Below are 23,581 nucleotides of genomic sequence, written 5' to 3'. Positions count from 1 at the left end.
GTGTAGTCCAGTGAGTGATAACAGAACCTCGAACGCCCCCACACCGCTCGACCGCATTTTGGGCTGAAGTGTAGTCCAGTGAGTGATAACAGAACCTCGAACGCCCCCACACCGCTCGACCGCGCTGTGGCCGCGCGCTCCTCGCTGCGCTGCGGTGCTACGGGCCACAGCCCGCCCGACCGGCGTGGCCCCGTTCAATCCACCCAGACGTCGCCTCGTTCCTCCCCAGCCTCGGTGCCTGCGGCACCGTCCCTCGCACGGTGCTGGCTCGGCATGAACGCCTCGCCAGCGCGCGCCACCGCAACCGCGGCGGGGGTTCGATCGCCGACCCCAGCGAGAAAGGCTTTACCGACTGGCTTGCGTACGTGGGATAAATGGTACTCGACGATCTCGGCACGTCCCTTCGCGGGACGCTCGACAAACTGCAGGGGAAGACACGCATCACGAAGGAAGACGTCGAGGACGTCGTCCGCGAGATCCAGCGCTCGCTGATCCAGGCCGACGTCGACATCTCGCTCGTTCAGGATCTGTCCGACAGTATCGAGACGCGCGCACTCGACGAGGATCCGCCGGCGGGCACATCGGCGCGCGATCACGTCCTCAAGATCGTCTACGAGGAGATGGTTGCGCTCGTGGGCGAGAGCACCGAGCTCCCGCTCGAAGAGCAGACGATCATGCTCGCCGGGCTTCAGGGGTCAGGGAAGACGACCTCCGCGGCGAAGATGGCGTGGTGGTTCTCGAAGAAGGGGCTCCGGCCCGCCGTGATCCAGACTGACACCTTCCGCCCGGGCGCGTACGATCAGGCCAAGCAGATGGCCGGACGAGCGGAAGTCGAGTTCTACGGCGATCCGGACGTCGACGACCCGGTCCAGATCGCCCGCGAGGGCCTGGAAGCCACCGCGGACGCCGACGTCCACATCGTGGACACGGCGGGTCGACACGCCCTCGAAGACGACCTGATTGACGAGATCGAGCAGATCGAAGAGGTCGTCGATCCCGACCGGAACCTGCTCGTACTCGACGCGGCGATCGGACAGGGCGCAAAAGAGCAGGCCCAGCAGTTCGACGAGTCCATCGGCATCGACGGCGTGATGATCACGAAACTCGACGGGACGGCGAAAGGTGGTGGGGCACTCACGGCGGTCGACCAGACCGATTCCTCGATCGCCTTCCTCGGGACCGGCGAGGAGGTCGGCGACGTCGAACGCTTCGAGCCGAGCGGCTTCATCTCCCGACTGCTCGGGATGGGCGATCTCAAACAGCTCGCCGAGCGCGTCGAGCGCGCGATGGAGGAGACGGGGATAGAGGAGGACGACTGGGACCCCGAGGATATGCTTCAGGGATCCTTTACCCTCAAGGATATGCAAAAGCAGATGGAAGCGATGAACAACATGGGGCCGCTCGACCAGGTGATGGACATGATCCCCGGCATGGGCGGCGGGATGATGGACCAGCTACCCGACGACGCGATGGACGTCACGCAGGACCGAATGCGTGATTTCGACGTCGTGATGGACTCGATGACCGAGAACGAACTCGAATACCCCCGTGCCATCGGCGCGAGCCAGATCGAGCGGATCGCCCGCGGGGCTGGCAAGCCCGAAGAGCGCGTCCGCGAGCTGCTCCAGCAACACAAGATGATGGAACAGACGATCAAGCAGTTCCAGGGCATGGGCGACGGGGACATGCAGCGCATGATGAAAAAGATGCAACAGCAAGGCGGCGGTGGGGGCGGGATGGGCGGTCTTGGCGGCGACGGCGGGCCGTTCTGACGTTTCGGTGCGTCTTTGTCTTTACTTCGATATCTGTAGCTATTTACTTCGAGAGTTGTAGTATTGGCGACCGGCCACTGCGCTGACCACAGAGATCAACCGCCCTCGACTTCGATCGACAACGGACTCAAAAAACCGCGTTTCGACGCGTTATCCGGTGTTTTTCATCCCGGCCGCGATCCCCTTGACCGTCAGGCGCAGGGTGCGTTCTTCCAGATCCGTGCGGTGAGTCTGGGAGAGCAGATGCGTCTGGAGCAGGTTGAGCGGATCGACGTAGGGGTTCCGACGTTCGAGGCTCTTCTGGAGCCAGTCGCGGTCGATCGGATCGTCCCGACCGGCGATCTCCAGGACGAGTTCCTGGGCTCGCTCGTGCTCCCCGGAGACTCGCGGGAAGAACCGTTCGCGGAGTTCGGGATCGGCGAGGTCGGCGTACTCGGCAGCGATGTCCAGATCGGTTCGCCCGATCGCCATCGCGGCGTTGTCGAGCATCGACTGGAAGAACGGCCACCCGTCGTACATCTCCTGTAGCGTCTCGATGTCGCCACCATCGTCGAGATAGGCATCCATCGCGGTCGCCAGCGAGTACCAGCCGGGGATGATACAGCGTGCCTGCGTCCACGAGAAGACCCACGGGATCGCACGCAGATCCTCGACCTTGCGCTCGCCCGAGCGGGAGGCTGGACGCGAGCCGAGGTTCAGGTTCTCGATGACGCCGATCGGCGTCGCCTGCCCGAAGTACTCGACGAAGCCGTCGGTATCGAGCAGGTCACGGTACTCCTCACGAGCCACGTCGGCCATCAGCCCCATCGCCTCGATCCACTCGTCTTCGACGTCCTCGTAGGGCTGCTGGAGCGAGCGCTTGCGGGCGCGCAGTTGCGCGTTGAGCATCTGCTCGATGTTGCGCTCGGCGATGCGCGGGTTGGAGTACTTTTCGGCGATGGCCTCGCCCTGTTCGGTGAACTTGACCTGACCGGTCACCGTGCTGTTTGGCAGGGCGAGCAGGGCGTCGTTCATCGGGCCGCCACCGCGGGAGATCGAGCCGCCGCGGCCGTGGAACAGCCGCATCGTGACGTTGAAGTCGTCACAGATCTCGCCGAGCCGAATCTGATTTTCGTACAGCGACCAGTTGGCCGCGAGGAAGCCGTTCTCCTTGTTCGAGTCGGAGTAGCCCAGCATGATCTCCTGGGTGTCGTTCCGTGCTTCGAGGGCCTTCGCGTAGGCCTCGTTCTCGAACAGCGTGCCCATGATCCGGCGCGCGCCCGAGAGCGCGCTCTCGGTTTCCAGCAGTGGGACGATGTCGAGCCCACAGTGTCCGGGAAGGTCGACCACGTCGGCCTGATCCGCAAGGAACAGCACTTCCAGCACGTGGCTCGGCTCCTCGGTCATCGAGATAGCGTAGGTGTCGATCGCCTGAATGCCGTACTCCTCCTGCCAGTCGGCAAGAGAGTCAAACCGCTCGAGCACGCGCGCTGCGGTATCGGAGACGCCCTCGTCGTTCGAGACGTCGACGACCGGCTCGTCCTGCAGGATCGATTCCGTAAGCAGCTCAACGCGCTCGTCTTCGTCCATCGACTCGTAGTCGATGCCCTCACGCGCGAAGGCCTCGGTGACGGTCTCTGTGTGTTGTTCCTGATGGTCACGCAGGTCGAGGCTGGCGAGCGTAAAGCCGAACGTGTCGACCTGACGGGCCAGTGGGTCGATGTACGCCTCGGCGACCGAGTCGGCACCGTTCGCACGGAGACTCTGTTCGATAACGGCCAGATCTTCCGCCAGTTCGTCCTCGTGGTCGTAGCCGCCGGGACGGACGTCGCCGACCCGGTTGAGGCGCTCGCGCATCAGCTTGAGCTTCTGGCGGTACGGCTCGTTCGGATAGCGCTCTTCGACTTCCTCGGTCAGGCCGGGCAATCGCTCGCGGTCGGCTGCGAGTGATTTTTCGAAGCGTTCGCCGACGTCGATTCGGGTGCCGTCCTGACTGAGCACCCGCGAGAGGCTCTTGAGCTGGTCGCGGTAGCGATCGAGAACGACGCGGCGCTGCCGTTCGAGCGTGTTCGTCGTCACCTCGGGGGTGACGAAGGGATTACCGTCGCGGTCACTGCCGGCCCACGAGCGGAACTCGACGAGCTTCGGGATATCGATCTCTTCGCCGAGTTCATCCTCGAAGGCGTCTTCCAGTTCGTCGTAGACCTCGCCGACGATGTCGAACAGGGTGTTTTCGAGGTACCACTGGACGTTCCGGGCCTCGTCTTCCGGCTCGGGGCTTCGGTCCCTGACCTGTGGCGTCTGCCAGAGGCTCGTGACCTCTGCATCGATATCCCGCTCGACCTGCCCTGTCTCTTTGTTGGTGAGCCGTCGCTCGTCGAGCGTTTCGAGATGGTTTGCCACCGAGCGGAGCTTCGATTTTACGGTCTTGCGCCGGGCCTCGGTCGGATGTGCGGTGAAAGTCGGCTCGATGAGAACGTCATCGAGCACCTGTTCGAGCTCGTCGTCGTCCAGTTCGTGGAGCTCCTCGGCGGCCGTTTCGAGGCTGTCCTCGAGCGTTTCCTCGTGGGAGGCGGTCCGGATCGCGCGGACGCGCTGGCGCTCCTCCGCGAGGTTGATCAGCTCGAAGTACGTGGTGAACGCACGCGCGACGATGCTCTCGCGCTCGGGCGTCAACCCGTTTAGCTCCTCGTGAAGCGTCTCACGAGAGTCCAGTTCGCCGTCCCGATAATCTATCGCGGACGTACGCAGCATCTCTACAGTCTCGAAGGCTTCCCGAGACGTCTGGTCTTCCAGCACGTCACCGAGCAGTGCACCGAGTTCCCGCACGTCCTGCCGGACGTCCCTGTCGTGCAATCGCATAGTTCACGAATATCTGCCCTGTGGTTAAAACTCTCCGGAACAGTACGGTAATTTGAGGGGTTTTTAATCAAGGTTTCCACAGCGATCGAAAGCCAAAAACGGGCGAAATAGAGCAGATCAGCGAGCGATCAGGCTTCGAGGATGTAGCGGTTCAGCAGGGCGTTGAGCTTCTCCTCGCGACCGGACTCCGGATGGGGAACGTCGTTGTCGAGCGTGTACTCTTCGAGGTCGGCGAGGTCGGCCTCGCCCTCGACGATCTTCTGGCCGATCCCCTCGTCGTAGCTGCTGTAGCGCTCGTCGACGAACGCCTCGAGTTCGCCGCTCTCTTTGAGCGCGTGGGCGGCCTCGAGCGCACGGGCGTAGGTGTCCATGCCGGTGATGTGGCCGTGGGCGAGGTCGACGGGCTCGAAGGACTCGCGGCGCACCTTCGCGTCGAAGTTGATCCCGCCGGGCGCGATGCCGCCGTTCTGCAGGATCTCGTACATCGCCAGCGTGTGATCGCGGAGGCTGAATGGGAACTCGTCGGTGTCCCAGCCGACCAGCTTGTCGCCCTGATTGGCGTCGATGCTGCCGAGGATGTCGTTGAGTCGCGCGTAGCGCAGCTCGTGGGCGAACGGCCGATCCGCGAGCGTCGCGTGGTTGGTCTCGATGTTGAGCGTGAAGCGATCGTCCAGATCGTACTTCTGGAGGAACGCGTGGATCGTCGCCGAATCGTGGTCGTACTGGAACTTCATCGGCTCCTTGGGCTTGGGTTCGAGCATGAGCTGTCCGTCGAAGCCGATCTCGTCGGCGTGGTCCGCGACCATCGTCAGGAAGCGGGCGACGTTGTCCTGTTCGAGGCCCATGTCGGTGTTGAGCAGGGTCTTGTACCCTTCACGGCCGCCCCAGAGACAGAACCCTTCGCCACCGAGTTCGTTCGTGACTTCGAGTGCCTTCTTGACCTGCGCACCAGCGTGGGCAAAGACGTCCGCGCTCGGGGAGCTCGCCGCACCGACGGCGTACTTGGGTTCGGCGAACAGCTCGGCGGAGCCAAAGAGCACGCCGATGCCCGTCTCGTCGATCTTCTCTTTGATCAGCGGGACGATCTCGTCGAGGTTCTCGTTGGACTCCTCGATCGTGTCGCCGCGCGGCGCAAGGTCGCGGTCGTGATAACAGAAGTAATCGACGCCGAGCTTGTCGAGTAGCTCGAAGTTGGCCTCGATGCGCGCTTCGGCCTTCTCCATCGGGTCCTCGATGTCGTCCCACGGGCGCTGCATCGTCGGCGCACCGAACGGGTCGGAGCCGTCGCCGGTGAAGGCGTGCCAGAACGAGACGGCAAAGCGCAGGTGCTCTTTCATCGTCTTGTCGCCGACCTGCTTGTCGGGGTCGTAGTAATCGAACGCCAGCTCCGAGTCGGAGTCGGGCCCCTCGTACTCGATGTGGGGAACTTCCGGGAAGTATTCGGACATACAACTACACTGTTTGCTCTCGGGGGATATAAATCTGGTAATATTACTCTGGAGCGAGTAAGTATTTTGAGCGCGTCGCTAGCTGTACTCGCGCCACCGGTGGCCACACTCCTTGCACTTGAAAAACCGTGTGGGTGGTTCGTCCGCCGACCCCGTCTGCTTGATCGTGTACCACGCGACGTTGTGACCGCAGCGATCACAGTTGACGTCCTCCCGCGTCGGTTTCCCCTCGAAGCTCGCCCCCTCCTCGGTTTCGATCAGTTCGTCGCCGCTTTGCTCGTCCGTGGAGACGAACTGTGCGGCAAGCTCTTCGTCTTGCTCGTCGGTCGCGCCACAGTCGTCGTTCGAACAGACCATCCGGTCGCCCTGTGAGCGCATCATCGAACCGCACTCGTCGCAGAACTGCATGGTTGGGATAGAGCAACCGGCGGGAAAAACTACTCGGCTGCGGGATCGAATTCGCCGATTGCGATGTCCTCGGCGACTTTCGGACAGTTCCGGACGGTAAACCGTTCGATGTCGACCATATCGGCAATTTCGGTGCCCTCGTGTCCGCAGGCTACCTCGGGTGGCGCGGAAAAGTACTCACACGTCTCGCAGTAGCCGGAGGAGGGGACGACGTGTTCTTCCGCATCGAATTCGTCCGCGGCGAACTCTTCTTCGACGGAGACTCCACCGGTTTGCAGGTCCTCCCAGACGAGATCACTGTCGAGGTCGCCGACGTCCTCGGAGACGAACAGATCGTCGTACTCATCCTCGGGACGTTCGTCGCGCCGGCGACCCAGTTCGTCGGCGAGGTCGCCGAGCGGTCCCTGTCGCCCTGACTGGGGGTTCCCCTCCTCGGCGTCGGTGTGGGGGTCGAGCGCTGGTACTGACTCGTCTTCATCGTCCGGGGGGATCGTGGGTGGATCGTGGGGTTCGTCCGGCAGGGGGTCGGACGAATCGTGTAACTCGTCGGGCAGGTTCTCGGACGAGTCGTCCTCAGGCATCGGGCTCACCTGGGGGTTCCCACTCGGGTGCCTCGGTTGTCTCCTCATCTTCGAACGCGGCATCCAGTTCCGCGCCGAGATCGTCCTGTTCATCGGTGCCGGTTAGAGCGGGTGGGTCGCCCGTTTCGAGCACGTTCGGCTTGAAAAACCGTGCGCCTGCCGAAACATCGACGAACCGCTCGGTACACTGCGGACAGTGCGGTTCCGTCAGCAGGGCGATATCGACCGATGCCGAGCAGGCGTCACAGTCGGCCGTTCGGACGCCTTGCTGGTTGGCTGCGCGTTTTAGCTCGTTGACCGCTTCCCGCCGGGCGCGCTCGGCGGCAACCGTCTCCACTTCGGAGCGGAGGTCGATCACAGCGCGGGCGAGGATGTCGGCCCGATCGGCAAGCAGGTCGGTCTCCTCGGTGAGGTAGGTGAGGATCTCCTCGTAGTTTTCGAAGCCAGCGGCAACCGAGGACTCGGCGTCGGTCGCGCGCTCGGCCGCCGACTCGGCCTGCCCCTCGGCATCCGCGACCCGCCCCTCGACCCTGTCGAGCCGCTCGCGGAGCTCCTCGTGATCGTGCTCTCTGGACGCCTTTGTGTCGGTTTCCCGCTTTAGCTGAATCACGCGCTTGCGGACGTCCTCGATCAGCTCGTCGATCGTCGCCTCGAGGGTGTCGAGACGCTCGTCGAGTTCTGCCTCGCTCACTGGGCGACTATCGTCCGAATCGCCGGACGGAGCGATCGGCTCTCCCTCGGTAGCGAGCTGTCGGTGCGCATCGAGCAGTCGTCGAGCGACGGCATCGACGTTACCGTGGTGCTCCTCGTCGAGCCAGTCGTACACGTCGCTGGGGAGCTCGATCATCGTCTTCCCGCCACGTGAATCGTCGCTGGCCATTCACCTCTACTTGTTAAAGGAGAGTCTTAATAGTTCGGTGGCCGAATACATAATCTCTCTGCCAGGTCCTTGCTCACCGGATCTTTCGGATGTCGCTGATGTCGAAGCCGGTGTCGCCGATATCCGTCTCGAACCGAACGATGTCTTCGTCTTCCAGCCGCGAGAGGACGCCACGGAACTGCTTGACGACCATGGTCCGGTCGCGCTCGCTCCCTCCGCTTTCCCACTCGAACAGGAAGGTGCCGTTGGTGGCGTCCATCAACTGCCCGAGCTCGGTCTCCGAGAGGGTATCGAGCGTAACGTGAAGCAGGATCAACCCTCCCCACTGGTTCGCAGCTTTCTCCAGCCCCTTCAGCAGGAGCGTGATGTCGGTCCAGTCCATCACCTTGCCGGCCGCGCTGATCAGGTCGGTCACGGAGTCGACAACCACGAGGCTGTCCTCGGCGTGATCGGTCAGATAGTCCCCCATCGCGTCGAGCACGTCGTCGGTATCGGTGTCCTGCCCGAGCGACGTGATGCTCCGGGTGCGCTCGGAGTACCACTCGGAGGGTACCGGGCTCAACTGGAAGTACTCCTCGGAGAGATCCCCAAAGTGTAGCGGCTCGGTACCGCTCTCCACCAGGTCGGCGTCGAGCGTGTGACGCATCTCCTCGAGCAGGGGCCGTTCGGCGCTGGTAAAGGAGAGATAATGTATCTCCCCGGGGAGTCGTGCACGGTCGTGTAGATCGCCATAGTGCAGATCGAATTGCTCTTCGTCCGCTCGTGCGAGGCCGTTCATCACAGCAGTAGTATAGATGAACTCACGGGCACCGGCTCCGACCTCGCCGGCCAGCAAGACGACGCTGCCCGAGGGTGCGCCGCCGCCGATCGTCCTGTCGAACCGCGAGATACCGAACGGAATACGCGACATACCTGCACCTCTCGGTCCGGCCTGTTAGGCGTTGCGCCGAGGCCTCCCGACGCACTTGCCGACGTCACTCCTCGATCGTCGCGCCGGAGTTCCGCGGCCCAGCGACCAGCACGTCGCCGTCGACGCCAGCCACTGCGAGCGCGTCCCGACCCGCCGCGCGTGCGCTCTCGATCGCATCGACATGGGTCAGTCCGTACACCGTTGGCCCCCACGAGGACTGGCCGACCCCGTCGATCGTCGGATGCGTCCCGAGTTCGTCGACGATCTGTCCCACTGGCGGCCGGAAGACGCCACCCTGTGCGTCAGTGTACCACGCACCGTTAAGTCGCCCGATCTCGGCGAGTGCGGCCCCGAACTCCTGGCGGCGTCCCAGCGCGGCCGCGGGGAGCACCCGGCGCGTCAGGACGGCACTGATCTCGTCGGCCAGCGCGGGATCGGCCGACTCGACGACCGAGCGCATGCTGGCGTCCTCGTCGTCGCCATTTCGGCCCGGTTCGGCGTCCGGGAGGACGAGAATGAACCGCCAGTCATCGGGGAGTTCGTGGCGGGCGATCACCGGCGGGACAGTCCACTCGCCGTCCGCGGGCCGGTCCGTGGTAAACTGGCTCGTTGGGTGGCCGCCGTCGACCAGAAATCCGCCGGACTCGAACCCGGCGACGCCGATGCCGCTTCGCCCGCCGCGGCCCAGCGCCGGGGCTGTCTCGCGGACGTCGACCGGCCGGTCGTGAGCGGCCGCCGTCGCCGCGTAAACTGCGAGGGCAAGCTGGGTCCCACTCCCCAGCCCGACGTGTCGCGGCAATCGCTCGTGGACGGTGAGGGAGACGCCGTCGAGTTTGAGGAGTTCGGTTACGCGCTCCGCGTAGGACGCGACGGTGTTGCGGATGGCCTCCGCTTCTCCCGATTCGTCGGCAACGATGACGGACGAGGCGGGACGAGCCTCGACGATCAGTTGTGGCGTATCGAGGGTGACGCCGACGCCGCCGTACAGGCGTGCGTGAGCGAGCGACAGGTTCCCGAAGCCAAAATGCAAGCGCGCCGCCGTTCGTACCGTCGCCATGCCCGGGAGTAACGTCGGGGTTGACAAGGATATTTCGACACCGGAGAGAGGGGCGGAAAGCGCTATCAGGGCGCGTAACAGACCCAGTCCTGTGTGGGCACCTCGATGTTACACCAGCCATCGCCGTTGACCCAGACGTCGCCCATCGTGCCGGTGTAATCGTTGAGCGTTTGGTTGCGGAACTCGGTGTAGACCCACTCGCTTCTCGTCCAACCGCCTTTGTTGATCCCGGTAACGAGGTTGCCCTGTCGCTCGTGGACGAGGAAGTCGTCGTCGGAGTACCGGAACCACATGTCTCCGCCCGCGAGATTGTTTTTGATCCAGATCAGGTTGGCAAGCCAGTCGGCGTAGGGATCGTCGATCCCATCACCGTCGATCGTGCGGTTCTCGTAGACGAATGGGAAGCCGGGCGCGGTGAGGATGAACGCGTGAGCGAGATCGTAGTCGTCGGGTACCTCGCCGGGGTCGTCGCCGTAGACGTTGAGGTCGTGGTTCTCGACGAACGTACACGCCCCGACCGGGTTGCTTCCGAGTAGACAGTCGCCGTTCTCGATGGTCGATCGGAGATCGTCGAGACTACCACCGAAACTGAACGAATCGGTGAGTTGGGACTGCAGTTGGAAGTCAAAGGCGGTGTCGATCGCGCCGTTGAGATACTCCTCGATACGCCACAGCGGGTCCCAGATCTCGCCGACCGTGAACAGACCGTGCCAGTCCCACCAGTCGCTGGCTTCGTTGTCGAACCACCACTGTGGGATGTGGACGGCGGCGTCGAGTCGCAGCCCCGAGACGCCCAATTCGGCGAGTTCGTCAGTGTACACTGACATGAAATCGGTCACGCGACCGTCCCAGTGATCAAGCGCCCACAGACCGGCGAGCTGTCCGCGGAGACGGTCCTCCTCGATCGATTGGGGCTCGTGGAAGTATCCACGGTTCGGGAAGTGCGGGTAGGTGCCTCCCTGCGGGTCCTCGGGACCGGTGTGGTTGTAGATCGTGTCGACGATCGTGCCGACACCGTTCCAGTTCAGCGCGTCGATCATCGACTGGAGTTCGCCCTCGCTGCCGAGCGCGTTGTTGAAATTCAGATGATCGCGCGGATCGTATCCGTTACTGCTCGGCGCGACCGTCTGACTCGGTGACTGGATCCAGACATCGCTGTATCCGGCGGCACCGAGGTCGTCGGCCCGCCAGTTGATGTAGTCCCAGTGACCGCCCTGCGGGCCGAACTCACCATAATCGAAATACTGGAGTGCAACTGACTCGCTACCGCCAGCAGTGGCTGAGCCCGAGAACGCGGCTGTCGGAACCGTCACAGCAGCCGCGCTGGCGGTCAATCCTTTGACGAACGAGCGTCGCGTGAGGGAAGTGAACTACCCTACCCTACTCGCTCACCGCTGACGCGGTGCGCTCCTTGAGGGTAGGGCTTCCTGTTTCAACGACGCGCTTTGCAGACACAGGTGTATCCACAGGGAGCGCAGTCTCCACAGGCGTTGATTCGGAGTGTCCCACTCCTACATCTTCAACACCACGGGAAAGAATGTTCCACGCCGCGTTTGCGTCTCTATCCGCCTCAAACCCGCAGGCGGGACAGGAGTGTTCACGGACCCACAACGGCTTGTCAGTTGAAACGCCGCACGACGCGCACTCCTTCGTTGTCCCTCTTGGGTTGACCGCGACGAAGTGCGTTCCTTCACGCTCGCACTTGTATTCGAGCAACGAGAGAAACGTCCGCCACGCGGCAGACGCCGTGTTGCGGCTGTTCGACGGCGACTCCATCATCCCCTTCACGTTCAGGTCTTCAACCGCCACGAGGTCGTACTCCCGAGCGTAGTACGCTGAGAGTTTGTGCAGGAAGTCACGGCGCTTCCGTCGGAGGTTGGCGTGACACTCCGCGACTCGACGCCGTTGCCTCTCGTAGTTGTTCGACCCGTGCTGTTTGCGCGAGAGCTTCCGTTGCTCGCGCTCCAAGCGGTCGCGTTCGTCTGAGAGGTCAAGCGACCCGACCGCCGTACCATCCGTGTCGTGGGCGTACTTGAGAATTCCCACGTCGACACCGACGCACTTCTCGGGAGTCTCAGGCGGTTCGGGCGTCTCACGGTCCATTTCGACGCCGAAGGTGGCGAACCACTCGCCCGTCGGTTCCTTCTTCACCGTGACCTGCTTGAGTTTTGCGTCGTTGGGGATGGGTCGGTGGAGCCGAATCGGTATGTCCGCAAGTTTCGAGAAAGACAGCACAGTCTGACCGCCCTTTTTGTCGAGCTTGAAGCCAGACTGACTGTACGTGAAACTGCGGAACTCCCGTGGCGGCTTCCACTTGAGCTGACCGACGCCGTAGCCGTTTTCCTTGAGTTTGGAGAGTCCTTTGAGGTTGTCGAACAGGCGTTCCACGACGGTTTGGAGAACCTTCGAGTACACGTCATTGAGGCCGTCCCACCACTTCTTGAGGTCGGGCAGTTCCGACCGTAGCGTGGTCATAGACGGCAGTTCACCGTGTTCGTCTTGGTACTCGTTGAGGCGGTAGAGCGTGTGGTTGTACAGTTGCCTACAAATGTCTCGGTGGCGGTCCAACTCCTCACGGTGGGCGTCGGACGGCTTGAGACGGTACTTGTAGGCGTAGTACATGGCACTACTCGCGTTGGTCCTCTACATACTGTTTCAGCACATCCAGCGACACCTGCCCCGTCGAGATGAGGCAGTACGAGTCGTTCCAGAACGAGTCGCCCCACAGTTCGGTCTTCAGTTCGTCCGCGTACTCGTTGCGGATACGGCGGGCGGTCGCGCCCTTGACCGTGTTGATGAACTTCACGAGGTCTGTGGTTGGTTTCGCTCGGAAGAGGATGTGTACGTGGTCGTCCTCGCCGTCGAGGTTTGTCAGTTCGACACCGTAGTTGTCCGTGAACCCGCTGATGACCTGGTGAATGAATTGGGTTCGCTCCTCGGTTAGCACTCCGCGCCGATACTTCGTGGTGAGTATCAGGTGATAGTGCAGGGAATACATCGAGTGCGCTCCCGAGTCGAGGTCATACTCCATTAGGTTCGGTCAATACTAGCTACCCTACTGCAAAAACGTTACGACTGCGTGGGCCTGTGGGCCTGTAACCGTAGAATGTATGAGAACCGTGCGGCGCTGTATCCCCTCCCTGCTCGCGCCTCCCGTTCGGTCGGCGCTCGCTGAGGAAGGGGGCTTAGCGCCTCAATTCAGCTAAATCGTCCCTGCGTCGTTTTGCGTGTCATGGTTGGTAACTGTGCGGATGAGCGCCCATGGAGTCGCCTCTCATGTCACCTGTACTCATCCCACACAAAGTTGCATGCCTAACTGTATATAAATTATAATTATATACTGTTAGTGAATAGAATCAGTTGGATATTTAAAACTATTTTTCAGAGATTCTCTTTCGGATATAGAATCAGCTACCCTGCGAGGAATCTGGTCACTTAAGGTTCCCGACCCGAATTGACGGGGTATGAACAATGAACCCACGGGCCGCGAGAAAGACCCCGAGCTTCCGAGCAGCGAAGTGACCGAAGGGGTCGAACGAGCGCCCCACCGTGCGATGTTCCGTGCGATGGGCTACGACGACGATGACCTCTCCGCGCCGATGATCGGCGTGGCGAACCCCGCGGCGGATATCACGCCGTGTAACGTCCACCTCGACGACGTGGCACAGAGCGCGTACGATGCCGTCGACGATCGCGATGGAATGCCGATCGAGTTCGGGACGATCACGATCAGCGACGCCATCTCGATGGGAACCGAGGGGATGAAAGCCTCGCTCACGTCCCGCGAGATCATCGCCGACTCGGTCGAGCTGGTCGCCTTTGGCGAGCGCATGGACGGTCTCGTGACGATCGGCGGCTGTGACAAGAACATGCCCGGCATGATGATGGCGATGATCCGCACCGATCTCCCTTCGGTCTTCCTGTACGGCGGCTCGATCATGCCCGGCGAGCACGAGGGCCGCGAGGTGACGATCCAGAACGTCTTCGAGGGCGTCGGCGCGGTCGCCGAGGGCGAGATGAGCGAGGACGAACTCGACGAGATGGAACGGACCGCCTGCCCCGGCGCGGGCTCGTGTGGCGGGATGTTCACCGCGAACACGATGGCCTCCCTGAGCGAGGCGCTCGGATTCGCACCGCTGGGCAGTGCCAGCGCGCCCGCCGAGGCCGACGAGCGCTACGAGATCGCCCGCGAGGCTGGCGAACTCGCCGTCGAGGTTGTCGAGGAGCGACGACGTCCCTCCGACTACCTCACCAAGGAATCCTTCGAGAACGCCATCGCCCTGCAGGTCGCCATCGGCGGCTCGACCAACGCCGTGCTCCACCTGCTGGCGCTCGCCGCCGAGGCGGGGATCGATCTCGACATCGAGGAGTTCGACGAGATCAGCCGCAAGACGCCGAAGATCGCCGACCTCCAGCCCGGCGGCGAGAAGGTCATGAACGACCTCCACGAGGTCGGTGGCGTCCCGGTCGTTCTCAACGCGCTCTACGAGGCCGGACTGCTCCACAGCGACGCGCTGACCGTGACGGGCAACACCATCGGCGAGGAACTGGACGCGATGGACCTGCCCGACCTCGACGACCTCGACGTCGACTATCTCTACTCGGTCGACGAGCCGAAAAACGAACAGGGCGCGATCCGAATCCTGACGGGCAACCTCGCCCCCGACGGCGCGGTCCTCAAAGTCACCGGCGAGGAGGACCTTCGCCACGAGGGCCCCGCCCGCGTCTTCGAGAACGAGGAAGCGGCCATGAAGTACGTCCAGGAGGGTCACGTCGAATCTGGCGACGCGATCTGCATCCGAAACGAGGGGCCACAGGGCGGCCCCGGCATGCGCGAGATGCTCGGCGTCACGAGCGCCGTCGCGGGACAGGGCCACGCCGAGGACGTCGCGCTCTTCACTGACGGACGCTTTTCGGGTGCAACCCGTGGCTTCTCGATCGGCCACGTCGCCCCCGAGGCCGCGGCCGATGGTCCCATCGCCGCACTCGAAGACGGCGACATCGTGACGATCGACGTCGAGGAGCGTACCCTCGCCTTTGACGTCTCCGACGAGGAGATCGAACGTCGTCTCGACGAGCGCGAGGAACCAGAGCCGAACTACACCAACGGCGTTATGGCCAAGTACGGCCAGCTCTTCGGTTCGGCGGCCAACGGTGCGGTGACGAACCCCGGCGCGAAAGACGAGTAAACTACCCTACCCTACTCCCTCGGCGCTCTGCGCCTCGGTGCTTGAGGGTAGGGCTTTGATGTGGACTCCCGGCAATCAGTCCCCAGCAATAGGCTGGTAACTCTCGCCGTTCAACGTCCCACCATTTATACGCACGTCTACTGGTGCGTCTCCGCCCCCCGACGTGGGCGAGGAACGGAGTCTGTGTTTCCGCTTTCGGGCATAGTGCAGCCCGATATTCTTCGCTGCATTATAGTCCGCGTTCACCTCGTAACCGCATTTCTGGCACTCGAAGTGTTCTCCGTGGCGGTTCGCTTCGTGCGTGAAGCCACAATCCGTCCGAGAACAGCGCTGGGACGTGTGGTTCGACTCGACTTGCTCCACGGAAACGCCTTGTTCTGGTGCCTTGTAGGAGACGTACTCGTACAGGCGTCGGAACGCCCAAACATGGTGCCATTTAGCCTGCGGGAGACGCTCACGGATATCGCTCAAATCCTCGAACACGATTACGTCGCAGTCGTGTTCGACGGCTTCAGAAACGATCTCATTGGCAACCCTGTGGATGTACTGCTTTCGCCACGCTTCTTCACGCTTTCCAAGGCGAAGAAGCGCGTTGTGTGCGGCTTGCGTGCCGCGCTGTTGCATCTCACCACGCCGCTTCTCGAACTCGCGGCACCAATGGTCGTAGTCGTCTCCCTGCCAGAACGTGCCGGTCGAAGCTACTGCGAGGCTGTTGACGCCGAGGTCGATACCGAGGACTGTTTGGTGCCCGGTATCTGCCGAAACCTCGGATTCGTCGTCATCATACTTCCGGGTTGTAATGTGGAAGTAGAACTCATCGGCCACCTCGTCGTATTGCAGTGTGCTCGCCCGGAACTCGTACCCCTCCGAAAGAACGTACTGTTCGTAGGGCGTTGGGCTGTCTGCCGGGAGTTCAAAGTCACACTCAACACGCCCGTTGACAGTTGAGAGCGAGACTTTGTTCCGGTAGAATGTGGCACTTCGCTTATCGTAGACCATGCTCCACGAGGTGAACTCCGGTTGGCTCACACGCTTGCCCTGTTTCCACCGTTCGACACACCCTTTCGTCGCTTGGACGGCGCGTCGGATGGCCTCTTGAACGAGGTTGGCAGTGAGATCAGTTTCTTCCCGCAGCTCCGCGTAGAGTGCATCTCGGGCAGTTGAGTTCGCAGTGATGCAGTTTGTGTAGGAGTCGTCGTCCCAACAGAACTCGGCAGCACGATTCGCACAGTAGAGGAACTGTCGCGCAGATTTGTGGAGGTCGTCGCGCCGCTCATCGGGAACGACGAGTTTGACCGGCGCAGTTCGACGTACCTCCATATTTCAGATTACTACTTGACGGTTCTTATAATCTTGGGGGTCGGGTAGCTACCGTCGTGCGGTTGCGTCGTCTTTTGTCGGTTTCCTCTCCGACCTACTGGCTCGCTACACTCGCTCTCTCCTCACGGGCCGCAGGCCCGTTCGGATGGTCAGCGGGACCTTCGGTCCCGCACGACTTGAGGTCGGAGGCTCCACCTCGAATTATGCTGAAAGCATTCGGCGCTTTGCGCCGGTTCACTGCGAGCATTTGATTCGGGAGTACCCCCCTCGACGCTGTATGCGATGTTACGATGTTACATTGTATACAATGTGACAGCGGACAGCACGTGACACCATCACCGGAGTCGGACCCGAAGACAGGCCGCCGGGTCGGGGGCAGCAAAGCGATATCGGACAGGACGGCGCTCGATCGCGAACACTCGCAGATCGATCACTAGCCGGCGACCGTCCGCCAGCGTCGCACGACAGACCGGGCCGACGCTCCTGACCGACAGATACGGCGGTGCCGGGACTGGATCCCCAGCCACGACCGTCTCCAGTGCGTCGGCACCGGTGTCGAGCATCGCAAGCACCTCCCCGAGCAGTTCTCGTTCCCGGAGTAGCGCCGCGAGCGGTACCGCAACCGTCTCCGCATCGGTGACGGGATCTGGAAGCGTCCGGGCAACCGTTCGTGCAGCGGTGATCACTGATCCGACCGTCTCCTCGTGCTCGGCGAGCACTCGCTGCCGGACGAGACCTTCCATCAACCGGCTCGTTCGGCCTGGGAAGGTAAAACACTGGAGTTTCGGCTCGCCGGGCCAGTGAGCAGCGCCAGTCGGTAGTCTCAGGTGGGCGGCAGCCGTACTCGCCGCTATGGGCGTTCCAGTGACGGTCGTCGCCGATGGGGAGGAGACGACAATCGACGTCGAGCGGGGCGCGAACCTTCGCGAGGAACTACTGGAACGGGGGTTCCCGGTGTACGGAACTATCTCACAGTACGCCAACTGCGGCGGGCGCGGGCTCTGTTCGACCTGCACTGTCGAGGTCGACCCCGCTCCGGAGCCTGTCCACTGGCACGACGCCGCCGCGGTCCGGTTCGGGTATCCGCGACTCTCCTGTTGCATCGACGTCGAGGAACCGCTGACCGTACGGCTGCTGGACAAGCACGTCTGGGGACAGGTGCTCCCCCGCCAGCTGTGATCGGACCCCGAGTTCGCCGAGGACGGCACGCTCTTTATCAGGTACCCTGATCAATCACCTGCCATGAACACGACACACCGCTTTGGGCTCGCGCTCGGATTTGTCCTTCTCGCCGCGATCGCGAGCCTCGTCGCCGCGCCCGACCTCCCCGACCAGTTTGTCACCAACTGGGATGCGGGGGGTGAGCCGGACGGTACGATGTCGACGGCGATCGGGCTCTGGCTCTTGCCCGCCATGACAGCCGGGCTCGTCGGACTGTTTGCGCTACTGCCGCGGATCGACCCGCTCCGGGAGAATATCACGGCGTTCCGGCCCTACTACGACTGGTTCGTCGTCGTCTTCGCGGCGTACATGACCCTGCTTCACGTCGGGATGGTCGCGTTCAACCTCGGCTACGAGTTCGATTTCACGCTGCTCGTGCTCGCGGGGATGATTCCACTGTTTTACTACGTCGGCGTCGTCCTCGAACAGGCCAAACGCAACTGGTTTATCGGCATCCGGACGCCGTGGACCCTGAGTAGCGACGAGGTCTGGGACCGAACGAACGCCCTCGGCGCAACGCTGTTCAAATGGAGCGCGCTCGTCGCGCTCGTCGGACTCGTCGGTGGCTACGTCAGTGGGCAGATCGGACTCGCGTTCGCCGCCATGTTCGTCCCGTTGCTGGTGACCGCGTTCGTGCCAGTCGCCTACTCGTACTATCTGTATCGGGACCTCGAAAGCGGTGACCCGTCCGCCGTCTGACCGTCGATCACGTCTCGGCCATCTCGCCCCCTGTTACCGTCACCGGCCGCTCCGTGCTCCGAATTACCGACTGGGTGACGCTCCCAAACACTGCAGATCGACTCGGCGACTGCTTGCGTCCCCCGAGCACGATCTGATCGGCGTCGATCTCCTCTGCAGTGCGGACGATTTCCTCGGCCGGCTTGCCCGTTCTGGCGAGCTGTTCGATACCGATGCCGGATTCCTGTAGCCGCTTGAACGCCGCGCTCCCGCCGCTGATCTGGCGCGGCGCAGTCGTCTCCGCCCGATCCGGATCGTCGAACACGTACAGCAACGAGACGTGAATGGACTCGCCGACACCCGGGAGTTCGGTGACGAACGTCGCCTGTCGGTGTCCGCGCGCTTCGCTGGTGTCGATCGGCATCAGTATCTCGTACATAGCGTGTACGGACACCACAGTGTGGGGTATATACGGCAGGGGCGGAGCGGACTCCGATCCGAACCGGCCGGTGCTTGCGGCCGATTATATCCTCGAACTGATACTAACCACGACCAATTAAGACGGGATATGGTCATGGTTCTGGTATGCCAGTCGTTGCCGCAGTCGATCAGTCGGAGCGAGCACAGTCCGTGATTCGGGCGGCGAGACGACTCGCTGACGACGCGGCTGTCAGCCTGCATGTGGTCCACGTGGGCGAAGTCGGTGTCCCGAACCCGGAAGGGGGATACGACGCGGACCACGAACGGAGCCTCTCGACGCAAAAGGCTACACAGATGGCCCGTCGGATCGCGGACGACGTCGATGGTGTCGAGGAGTTCGACCCCGTCGGACTGACGGGGAACACTGCTGAGGAACTGATCGAGTACAGCACCGCACAGGACGCCGACTACATCGTCGTGAGTGCGCGCAAACGGTCACCGTTCGGTCAGGCCGTGTTTGGGAGCGTCACCCAGGCGCTACTGCTGAACGCTGATCGGCCCGTCGTCGCGGTTCCCTCCGATCACGAGTGACAGAACGTCGGGAGAGACGACACTCTCTCTTTTTCGCAGGTCCTGCAATCTGAACGCCCGCCCTCGAACGATGTCCGCGAACCCATGTTTCGCGCAGACCCACGGTCTGCTCCGAATCTCACGCGGTCATCGATTCGCTTCTCACGTCCGTTCACCGAAGCGGCAAGCCGCTTCGAGTCGTCGATCACTGCGTTCTCGTCGACGCCGCAGAATCAGCGGGCACGATGGGAGTGAGCAAACGCGGTTTGTTTGCGAACATCATCGCGCCCGCGAGCGACTGCAAGGAGTGAACGGGCACGATGGGATTCGAACTACGCTAGGACGTGCTCGCTACGCTGTGGGCGTCCTGTCTACTTCGAATCCCTGAGCCGCTTCACTCGTCGCGTTCGCTCCTCGTAGAAGCGGGCACGATGGGATTCGAACCCACGACCGTCGGATTAGAAGTCCGACGCTCTATCCGGACTGAGCTACGTGCCCTCACCCACTCGTAACCGGTCGCCTCTCAAAAGCGATTGGGTTTCACGCCGGGAACGGTCAGGATTATGTCCACGGCGACCAACTCACGACCAATGGGACTGCTCGACAGCATCCGGAGCGTGCTGGGGGTTCGGGCCGAACGGGACGCAACGAGCGACGCCGATCCCGACGACCTGTTCGGGATGAGCACGGCCTACCTGACGATGGAGGCGAACCTCGGCTTCGAGCCGACGGGCTACGCTGCGCTGTGTTTCGGTGACGTCAACAGCCACGAGTTCGCGGGGACCGTCAGCGACGTCCGGTCGATCCTCGCGGAAGGCGAGGCCGAGACCGGGACCGTCTCCCGCTTTGTCGACGACGATCACGGCTACCGCTGGGTCGTCTTCGAGGACGACGAGGATTTCGAGGATCTGGTGACCAACGTCTACTTCGCGGCGGATACGTTCATCGAGGAGGGGTACGGTTCGCGCCTGCTTGCGGCGGTCTTTGCCTTCGAGCGCGAGGGCCAGCCCGGCGACTGGATCTACTCGTTTCGCCGGGGGACGTTCTACCCGTTCGCGCCGACGCCGGGTGCGAGCCACGAGCGGGACAATCAGGTCGAACTCAAGCTACAGAGCGTCCTCGACGGCGAGCTAGAGATCGAACCGGACAAGGAGTACTGGTATCCGCTGTGGCCGAGCGAGGGGCGACACCCCTGGGAGTGATCAGTCGACCGACCGGAAGGGCATCCGCGCGAGCCCGTCGACGAAGGGAGCGAGTGCGTCGTCGCGGTCGACGCCCGCGGGCGTGATCAGATCGACGACGTTCGGGGCCGTCCCCCTGATCGGACCGGTACCGAAGGTCCAGTCGGTTGCCTGTTCGGTCGTCTGTCGCACGTCGTACTTGTGTTCCGCATCGTATCCGGCAACCAGCGGGACGAGTTCGGCTTCTCGAAGGTCCGGCAGGTCGTCCTTTTCGACCCAGACGAGGACGGCGTCGCGGTCGGTGAGCGCTTCCGCGCCGCCGGTCCCGACCAGCGAGCCGTGACTCGTCTCGACACTGACCAGTCCTTCGGGCCGGGCGAGGATCCGGTGTTGATACACCGATTTGAATCTGGCGTCGATCCCCGGCGCTGCATCGAGTCCCCCGTAGCCTGCCTCGGGGTCGCGAACGTATATTTGCGGGAACTGGACTGAAAAGCCACGCTCGCGGTTCCAGACGTTCTCTATCGAATCGAACTCGAAGACGAACTGGTAGCTGTCGGCGAACTCGCGGACCTCGAAGCGCTGCAGGTCGAAACACGCCTGGTCGAACGTCTCGTGAGTCGGCATGTCGTAAGCGTCTCGCCGCCGGTACTTGCTGTCGTTGCGCCACTCGACGATTGGCTCGCCGATGGGGTCGAACGTCCGCGTTTCGAGAACGGCGATGGTCTCGACCTCGATCGTCGTCGTCGTGTCGGTCCGTTCGACCGCAACGTCCTCGCCGGTGATGATATCAGTCGTCCCGACCGCTGCGGGAAGTTCGACTCGGCCGGGTTCGCCATCCTCGAAGTTGACGACTGCGACGACACGCTCGGGACCCGAGACCTCATCGAGCGCAGCGGCGTCCCGTCCGAACGCGAGAACGTTGTCTTCGGATCGATGCCAGACCTCTTCTAGCCCGGCCGCGGGTTTGAGCGCGTCGAGGTCGTGGTACCGATCGATGAGTTGCTTGTAGAACTGGAGGTGTTCCTCGTCGTACTCGTCCCAGTTCATGAACGCGCGCTGCATTCCGTCGGCACGTACGTCGTTTTCACGGGGGTCTCCCGGGCCGAGGTGGCGGTTCTCACCGTGGCGGCTGATCGCCCGCTCCTGGCCGTAGTAGACGAAGGGGACGCCCGGCAGGGCGACACCTGCAGCCCAGCAGGCACGCTGGATGCCCTCGGGGTCGTCGTACGCGCCGGTGTGGAGCGCTTCGTTCAGCAGCCGTTTCTCGTCGTGGTTCTCGGTGGCGTTGAGCAGCCGGGTGTAGTCGGGAAAGCCTTTGTCAGCGCGGGCTTTGACCGCTTCGAGAAGCTCGAAGGCTTCGACCTCGCCGCGGGCGATGGCGTGGGCCGTCTCGGTGTAGTCGTCGGTGTCGAAGTGGGCGTCGAACTCGTTTTCGGCGAACGAGGGATCGTGGGGGATCGTCTCGTCGAGCATGAGGAACTCGCTGTCGTTCTTGCGAACGACCTCGCGAACGTCCTTCCAGAAGTCGTGGGGAACACCCCACGCGATATCACAGCGAAAGCCGTCGACGCCGACCTCGCCCGACCAGAAGTCAGCGACCGCAAGCATATGTTCACGGACCGCGAGATTGTCGTAGTTCCAGTTGGGCATGTGGAGGTGGTCGTAGAAGCCGGTCACCCGCGGCTCGGGTTCGACCCGATCACCGGATCGGTCGTACCGTGACTGGTGGACCCGGTGGAACCAGTCGTAGTACTTCGAGTCCTCGTCCCACGATTCGACGTGGGGCCACTGGCCCGATCGGTCCGCAGTGCTGTCGATCGACGCCTGGAAGAACGCGTGATCACGCCCGCAGTGGTTCGCGACGAGATCGAACAGCACCTTGATGTCCCGGTCGTGACAGGCATCGATGAACTGCTCGTAGGCCTCGATCGGTGTCGTTCCCGACGGTGTGAGGTCGGGAGCCACGTCGAAGTAATCGAGCGTGTCGTAGCCGTGGGGACCGCCGTTCGAGATATCTTCGCCGCCGCTGACCGATGGGACGACCGGCGTCAGCCAGACGACATCGACGCCCAACTCATCGAGATACTCGACACGCTCGCTCAGGACGTCGAAATCGGTCTCGCCGCGCTCGCCGTGGAACGACCTCGTGAATATCTCGTAGATCACGCTGTCGTCGAGCCAGGAGGGTGGCCGGTTCGGGAGCGAGACGGCACCATCGGGCGAGAGTTCGACGGTGTCAACGACGCTGGGGCGGTTTCCATCGTACGCAACTGCGTGAACACGGGCCGACTCCCCCTCAATCGCGTCGAGGGACAGGCGGGCCGTCGTGTCGTCGATCACGAGGTCGTCCTCGTCGAGCGGGTCGCGATCGTCGACGAGGAAGGTCACGTCGAGGAGAAGGGAGGGTGTATCACGACTCGGCGCGAGCGCCGGGGTCGCGGTGACGACGAACTCGTCGTCCTCGACCCTCGCGTCGAGTTCGACGCGGGGCTGACCGGCATCCGGATCGGTCGGCTCGGGGACGGCATACAGCGTCTGTTCGTGGGTACCATCCGGCGCGTCGAGGCGAAGCGTGTATCGACCGGGTTCGTCCGGCGCGAACTCGGTGACGTGGCCCCGACCGTGATCGTAGCGAGGCTGGTTCTCGTTGGTCGCCATCGCGAACTCGAGTTCGGCGGTGCTGCCGTCGGGGCGCTCCGCGATCGACCACTCGAAATCGTCGGCGTCGTATTCCTCGGGATCGCGCCGAAGCACGGGGAGCCGGGGGCTCAGATGGTCCCTGTTTCGGAAGTCGCCGTGGTCACTGCCGTAGATTGCGCCCACGAAGGCCGGGTTGATGATCTCCGTCCCGACCGTGACGACCCGTGGCTGTCCGGGGTGATACGAGTCCGCGCCGTCTCCGGTGTAATGGTGGGACTGTTCGGCTTTCGTATCGGGCCTATTGTTTTGCTTGTCATGCGGGTGGCGATGCGTTCGGGGGGTAGAGTCGTGATCGGCTCCGTCTTCGTTCTTGCTCATGATACGATAGTAGTGGCAGGATCAATGATACCGACTCCACACGCAGTGGGTGAACGCTCGGTGAACGGCTGCGCGAAGCCCATG

General features: G+C 62.8%; 20 protein-coding genes and 1 tRNA gene. 6 read left to right on the top strand and 15 right to left on the bottom strand.

Annotation, left to right across the window (positions count from 1 at the left end):
* Nucleotides 1-374: 374 nt before the first annotated feature.
* On the top strand, nt 375-1,772 hold the full coding sequence (locus AArcSt11_RS08375; RefSeq protein WP_250596239.1) for a signal recognition particle protein Srp54: 1,398 nt from the start codon (nt 375-377) through the stop codon (nt 1,770-1,772).
* Nucleotides 1,773-1,922: 150 nt separating this feature from the next.
* Here the strand turns inward: AArcSt11_RS08375 and ppc are convergent, their stop codons facing one another.
* The 10 genes from ppc to tnpA form a co-directional block, all read right to left on the bottom strand.
* Nucleotides 1,923-4,613, bottom strand: coding sequence for a phosphoenolpyruvate carboxylase (ppc, locus tag AArcSt11_RS08370; protein WP_250596237.1), 2,691 nt, complete (start codon nt 4,611-4,613; stop codon nt 1,923-1,925).
* Between the two features lie 128 nt (nt 4,614-4,741).
* Nucleotides 4,742-6,061: a xylose isomerase gene (gene xylA / locus AArcSt11_RS08365; RefSeq protein ID WP_250596235.1), complete on the bottom strand. Its 1,320-nt coding sequence runs from the start codon at nt 6,059-6,061 to the stop codon at nt 4,742-4,744.
* Between the two features lie 78 nt (nt 6,062-6,139).
* The gene (locus AArcSt11_RS08360; RefSeq protein WP_250596233.1) at nt 6,140-6,469 is read right to left on the bottom strand and encodes a transcription factor S; all 330 of its coding nucleotides are present in this window, start codon (nt 6,467-6,469) and stop codon (nt 6,140-6,142) included.
* Nucleotides 6,470-6,498: 29 nt separating this feature from the next.
* Nucleotides 6,499-7,050: a DUF8135 domain-containing protein gene (locus tag AArcSt11_RS08355; protein ID WP_250596231.1), complete on the bottom strand. Its 552-nt coding sequence runs from the start codon at nt 7,048-7,050 to the stop codon at nt 6,499-6,501.
* Entirely contained in the window at nt 7,043-7,930 is an 888-nt protein-coding gene (locus AArcSt11_RS08350; protein WP_250596230.1) for a hypothetical protein, read from the bottom strand. The genes AArcSt11_RS08355 and AArcSt11_RS08350 overlap by 8 nt, the downstream gene beginning before the upstream one ends.
* A 73-nt stretch (nt 7,931-8,003) precedes the next feature.
* Entirely contained in the window at nt 8,004-8,840 is an 837-nt protein-coding gene (locus AArcSt11_RS08345; RefSeq protein ID WP_250596229.1) for an RAD55 family ATPase, read from the bottom strand.
* A gap of 64 nt (nt 8,841-8,904) precedes the next feature.
* Nucleotides 8,905-9,897, bottom strand: coding sequence for a beta-ribofuranosylaminobenzene 5'-phosphate synthase family protein (locus AArcSt11_RS08340; protein ID WP_250596228.1), 993 nt, complete (start codon nt 9,895-9,897; stop codon nt 8,905-8,907).
* Nucleotides 9,898-9,962: 65 nt separating this feature from the next.
* Nucleotides 9,963-11,210 (bottom strand): alpha-amylase domain-containing protein, encoded by a 1,248-nt coding sequence (locus tag AArcSt11_RS08335; RefSeq protein WP_250596227.1) that lies wholly within the window; start codon nt 11,208-11,210, stop codon nt 9,963-9,965.
* A 67-nt stretch (nt 11,211-11,277) separates the two neighbouring features.
* Nucleotides 11,278-12,519 (bottom strand): RNA-guided endonuclease InsQ/TnpB family protein, encoded by a 1,242-nt coding sequence (locus AArcSt11_RS08330; protein WP_250596226.1) that lies wholly within the window; start codon nt 12,517-12,519, stop codon nt 11,278-11,280.
* Nucleotides 12,520-12,523: 4 nt separating this feature from the next.
* On the bottom strand, nt 12,524-12,928 hold the full coding sequence (gene tnpA, locus AArcSt11_RS08325) for an IS200/IS605 family transposase (RefSeq protein ID WP_250596224.1): 405 nt from the start codon (nt 12,926-12,928) through the stop codon (nt 12,524-12,526).
* Between the two features lie 433 nt (nt 12,929-13,361).
* Between tnpA and ilvD the strand changes: the two genes are divergently transcribed.
* The gene (gene ilvD / locus AArcSt11_RS08320; RefSeq protein ID WP_250596222.1) at nt 13,362-15,086 is read left to right on the top strand and encodes a dihydroxy-acid dehydratase; all 1,725 of its coding nucleotides are present in this window, start codon (nt 13,362-13,364) and stop codon (nt 15,084-15,086) included.
* Nucleotides 15,087-15,161: 75 nt separating this feature from the next.
* Here the strand turns inward: ilvD and AArcSt11_RS08315 are convergent, their stop codons facing one another.
* Both AArcSt11_RS08315 and AArcSt11_RS08310 read right to left on the bottom strand, forming a co-directional pair.
* Entirely contained in the window at nt 15,162-16,406 is a 1,245-nt protein-coding gene (locus tag AArcSt11_RS08315) for an RNA-guided endonuclease InsQ/TnpB family protein (RefSeq protein ID WP_250596220.1), read from the bottom strand.
* Between the two features lie 335 nt (nt 16,407-16,741).
* Nucleotides 16,742-17,149 (bottom strand): DUF7988 family protein, encoded by a 408-nt coding sequence (locus AArcSt11_RS08310; protein WP_250596218.1) that lies wholly within the window; start codon nt 17,147-17,149, stop codon nt 16,742-16,744.
* A gap of 109 nt (nt 17,150-17,258) precedes the next feature.
* Between AArcSt11_RS08310 and AArcSt11_RS08305 the strand changes: the two genes are divergently transcribed.
* Nucleotides 17,259-17,585: a 2Fe-2S iron-sulfur cluster-binding protein gene (locus AArcSt11_RS08305; RefSeq protein ID WP_250596216.1), complete on the top strand. Its 327-nt coding sequence runs from the start codon at nt 17,259-17,261 to the stop codon at nt 17,583-17,585.
* Nucleotides 17,586-17,648: 63 nt separating this feature from the next.
* Nucleotides 17,649-18,326, top strand: coding sequence for an SdpI family protein (locus tag AArcSt11_RS08300; protein WP_250596215.1), 678 nt, complete (start codon nt 17,649-17,651; stop codon nt 18,324-18,326).
* 7 nt (nt 18,327-18,333) lie between these two features.
* Here AArcSt11_RS08300 and AArcSt11_RS08295 read toward each other — a convergent pair whose 3' ends face one another.
* Complete coding sequence (locus AArcSt11_RS08295) at nt 18,334-18,729, bottom strand: universal stress protein (RefSeq protein WP_250596214.1); 396 nt, start codon at nt 18,727-18,729, stop codon at nt 18,334-18,336.
* A gap of 161 nt (nt 18,730-18,890) precedes the next feature.
* Here AArcSt11_RS08295 and AArcSt11_RS08290 point away from each other — a divergent pair, with 161 nt between their 5' ends.
* Entirely contained in the window at nt 18,891-19,316 is a 426-nt protein-coding gene (locus tag AArcSt11_RS08290; protein WP_250596213.1) for a universal stress protein, read from the top strand.
* Nucleotides 19,317-19,718: 402 nt separating this feature from the next.
* Here AArcSt11_RS08290 and AArcSt11_RS08285 read toward each other — a convergent pair.
* Nucleotides 19,719-19,793, bottom strand: a tRNA-Arg gene (locus tag AArcSt11_RS08285).
* A 92-nt stretch (nt 19,794-19,885) separates the two neighbouring features.
* Here AArcSt11_RS08285 and pspAB point away from each other — a divergent pair.
* Complete coding sequence (gene pspAB / locus AArcSt11_RS08280; protein WP_250596212.1) at nt 19,886-20,497, top strand: PspA-associated protein PspAB; 612 nt, start codon at nt 19,886-19,888, stop codon at nt 20,495-20,497.
* On the opposite strand, the gene AArcSt11_RS08275 is transcribed toward pspAB, so the two are convergent.
* Entirely contained in the window at nt 20,498-23,497 is a 3,000-nt protein-coding gene (locus tag AArcSt11_RS08275; RefSeq protein ID WP_250596211.1) for an alpha-amylase family glycosyl hydrolase, read from the bottom strand.
* Between the last annotated feature and the right edge of the window lie 84 nt (nt 23,498-23,581).

Origin of the sequence: Natranaeroarchaeum aerophilus, from assembly GCF_023638055.1 — an archaeon.
Taxonomy (GTDB): domain Archaea; phylum Halobacteriota; class Halobacteria; order Halobacteriales; family Natronoarchaeaceae; genus Natranaeroarchaeum; species Natranaeroarchaeum aerophilum.
The sequence above is the reverse complement of the archived record's forward strand: the minus strand, read 5'-3'. Positions and strand labels throughout refer to the sequence as shown.

Bases quoted from the DNA above. Each gene is read 5' to 3' on its own strand.
- AArcSt11_RS08310 (WP_250596218.1), bottom strand. From the start codon at position 17,149: ATGGAAGGTCTCGTCCGGCAGCGAGTGCTCGCCGAGCACGAGGAGACG.
- AArcSt11_RS08290 (WP_250596213.1), top strand. From the start codon at position 18,891: ATGCCAGTCGTTGCCGCAGTCGATCAGTCGGAGCGAGCACAGTCCGTG.
- AArcSt11_RS08355 (WP_250596231.1), bottom strand. From the start codon at position 7,050: ATGCCTGAGGACGACTCGTCCGAGAACCTGCCCGACGAGTTACACGAT.
- AArcSt11_RS08375 (WP_250596239.1), top strand. From the start codon at position 375: ATGGTACTCGACGATCTCGGCACGTCCCTTCGCGGGACGCTCGACAAA.
- AArcSt11_RS08340 (WP_250596228.1), bottom strand. From the start codon at position 9,897: ATGGCGACGGTACGAACGGCGGCGCGCTTGCATTTTGGCTTCGGGAAC.
- xylA (WP_250596235.1), bottom strand. From the start codon at position 6,061: ATGTCCGAATACTTCCCGGAAGTTCCCCACATCGAGTACGAGGGGCCC.
- AArcSt11_RS08345 (WP_250596229.1), bottom strand. From the start codon at position 8,840: ATGTCGCGTATTCCGTTCGGTATCTCGCGGTTCGACAGGACGATCGGC.
- AArcSt11_RS08300 (WP_250596215.1), top strand. From the start codon at position 17,649: ATGAACACGACACACCGCTTTGGGCTCGCGCTCGGATTTGTCCTTCTC.
- AArcSt11_RS08330 (WP_250596226.1), bottom strand. From the start codon at position 12,519: ATGTACTACGCCTACAAGTACCGTCTCAAGCCGTCCGACGCCCACCGT.
- AArcSt11_RS08315 (WP_250596220.1), bottom strand. From the start codon at position 16,406: ATGGAGGTACGTCGAACTGCGCCGGTCAAACTCGTCGTTCCCGATGAG.
- ilvD (WP_250596222.1), top strand. From the start codon at position 13,362: ATGAACAATGAACCCACGGGCCGCGAGAAAGACCCCGAGCTTCCGAGC.
- AArcSt11_RS08275 (WP_250596211.1), bottom strand. From the start codon at position 23,497: ATGAGCAAGAACGAAGACGGAGCCGATCACGACTCTACCCCCCGAACG.
- tnpA (WP_250596224.1), bottom strand. From the start codon at position 12,928: ATGGAGTATGACCTCGACTCGGGAGCGCACTCGATGTATTCCCTGCAC.
- AArcSt11_RS08305 (WP_250596216.1), top strand. From the start codon at position 17,259: ATGGGCGTTCCAGTGACGGTCGTCGCCGATGGGGAGGAGACGACAATC.
- AArcSt11_RS08360 (WP_250596233.1), bottom strand. From the start codon at position 6,469: ATGCAGTTCTGCGACGAGTGCGGTTCGATGATGCGCTCACAGGGCGAC.
- AArcSt11_RS08350 (WP_250596230.1), bottom strand. From the start codon at position 7,930: ATGGCCAGCGACGATTCACGTGGCGGGAAGACGATGATCGAGCTCCCC.
- pspAB (WP_250596212.1), top strand. From the start codon at position 19,886: ATGGGACTGCTCGACAGCATCCGGAGCGTGCTGGGGGTTCGGGCCGAA.
- AArcSt11_RS08295 (WP_250596214.1), bottom strand. From the start codon at position 18,729: ATGCCGATCGACACCAGCGAAGCGCGCGGACACCGACAGGCGACGTTC.
- ppc (WP_250596237.1), bottom strand. From the start codon at position 4,613: ATGCGATTGCACGACAGGGACGTCCGGCAGGACGTGCGGGAACTCGGT.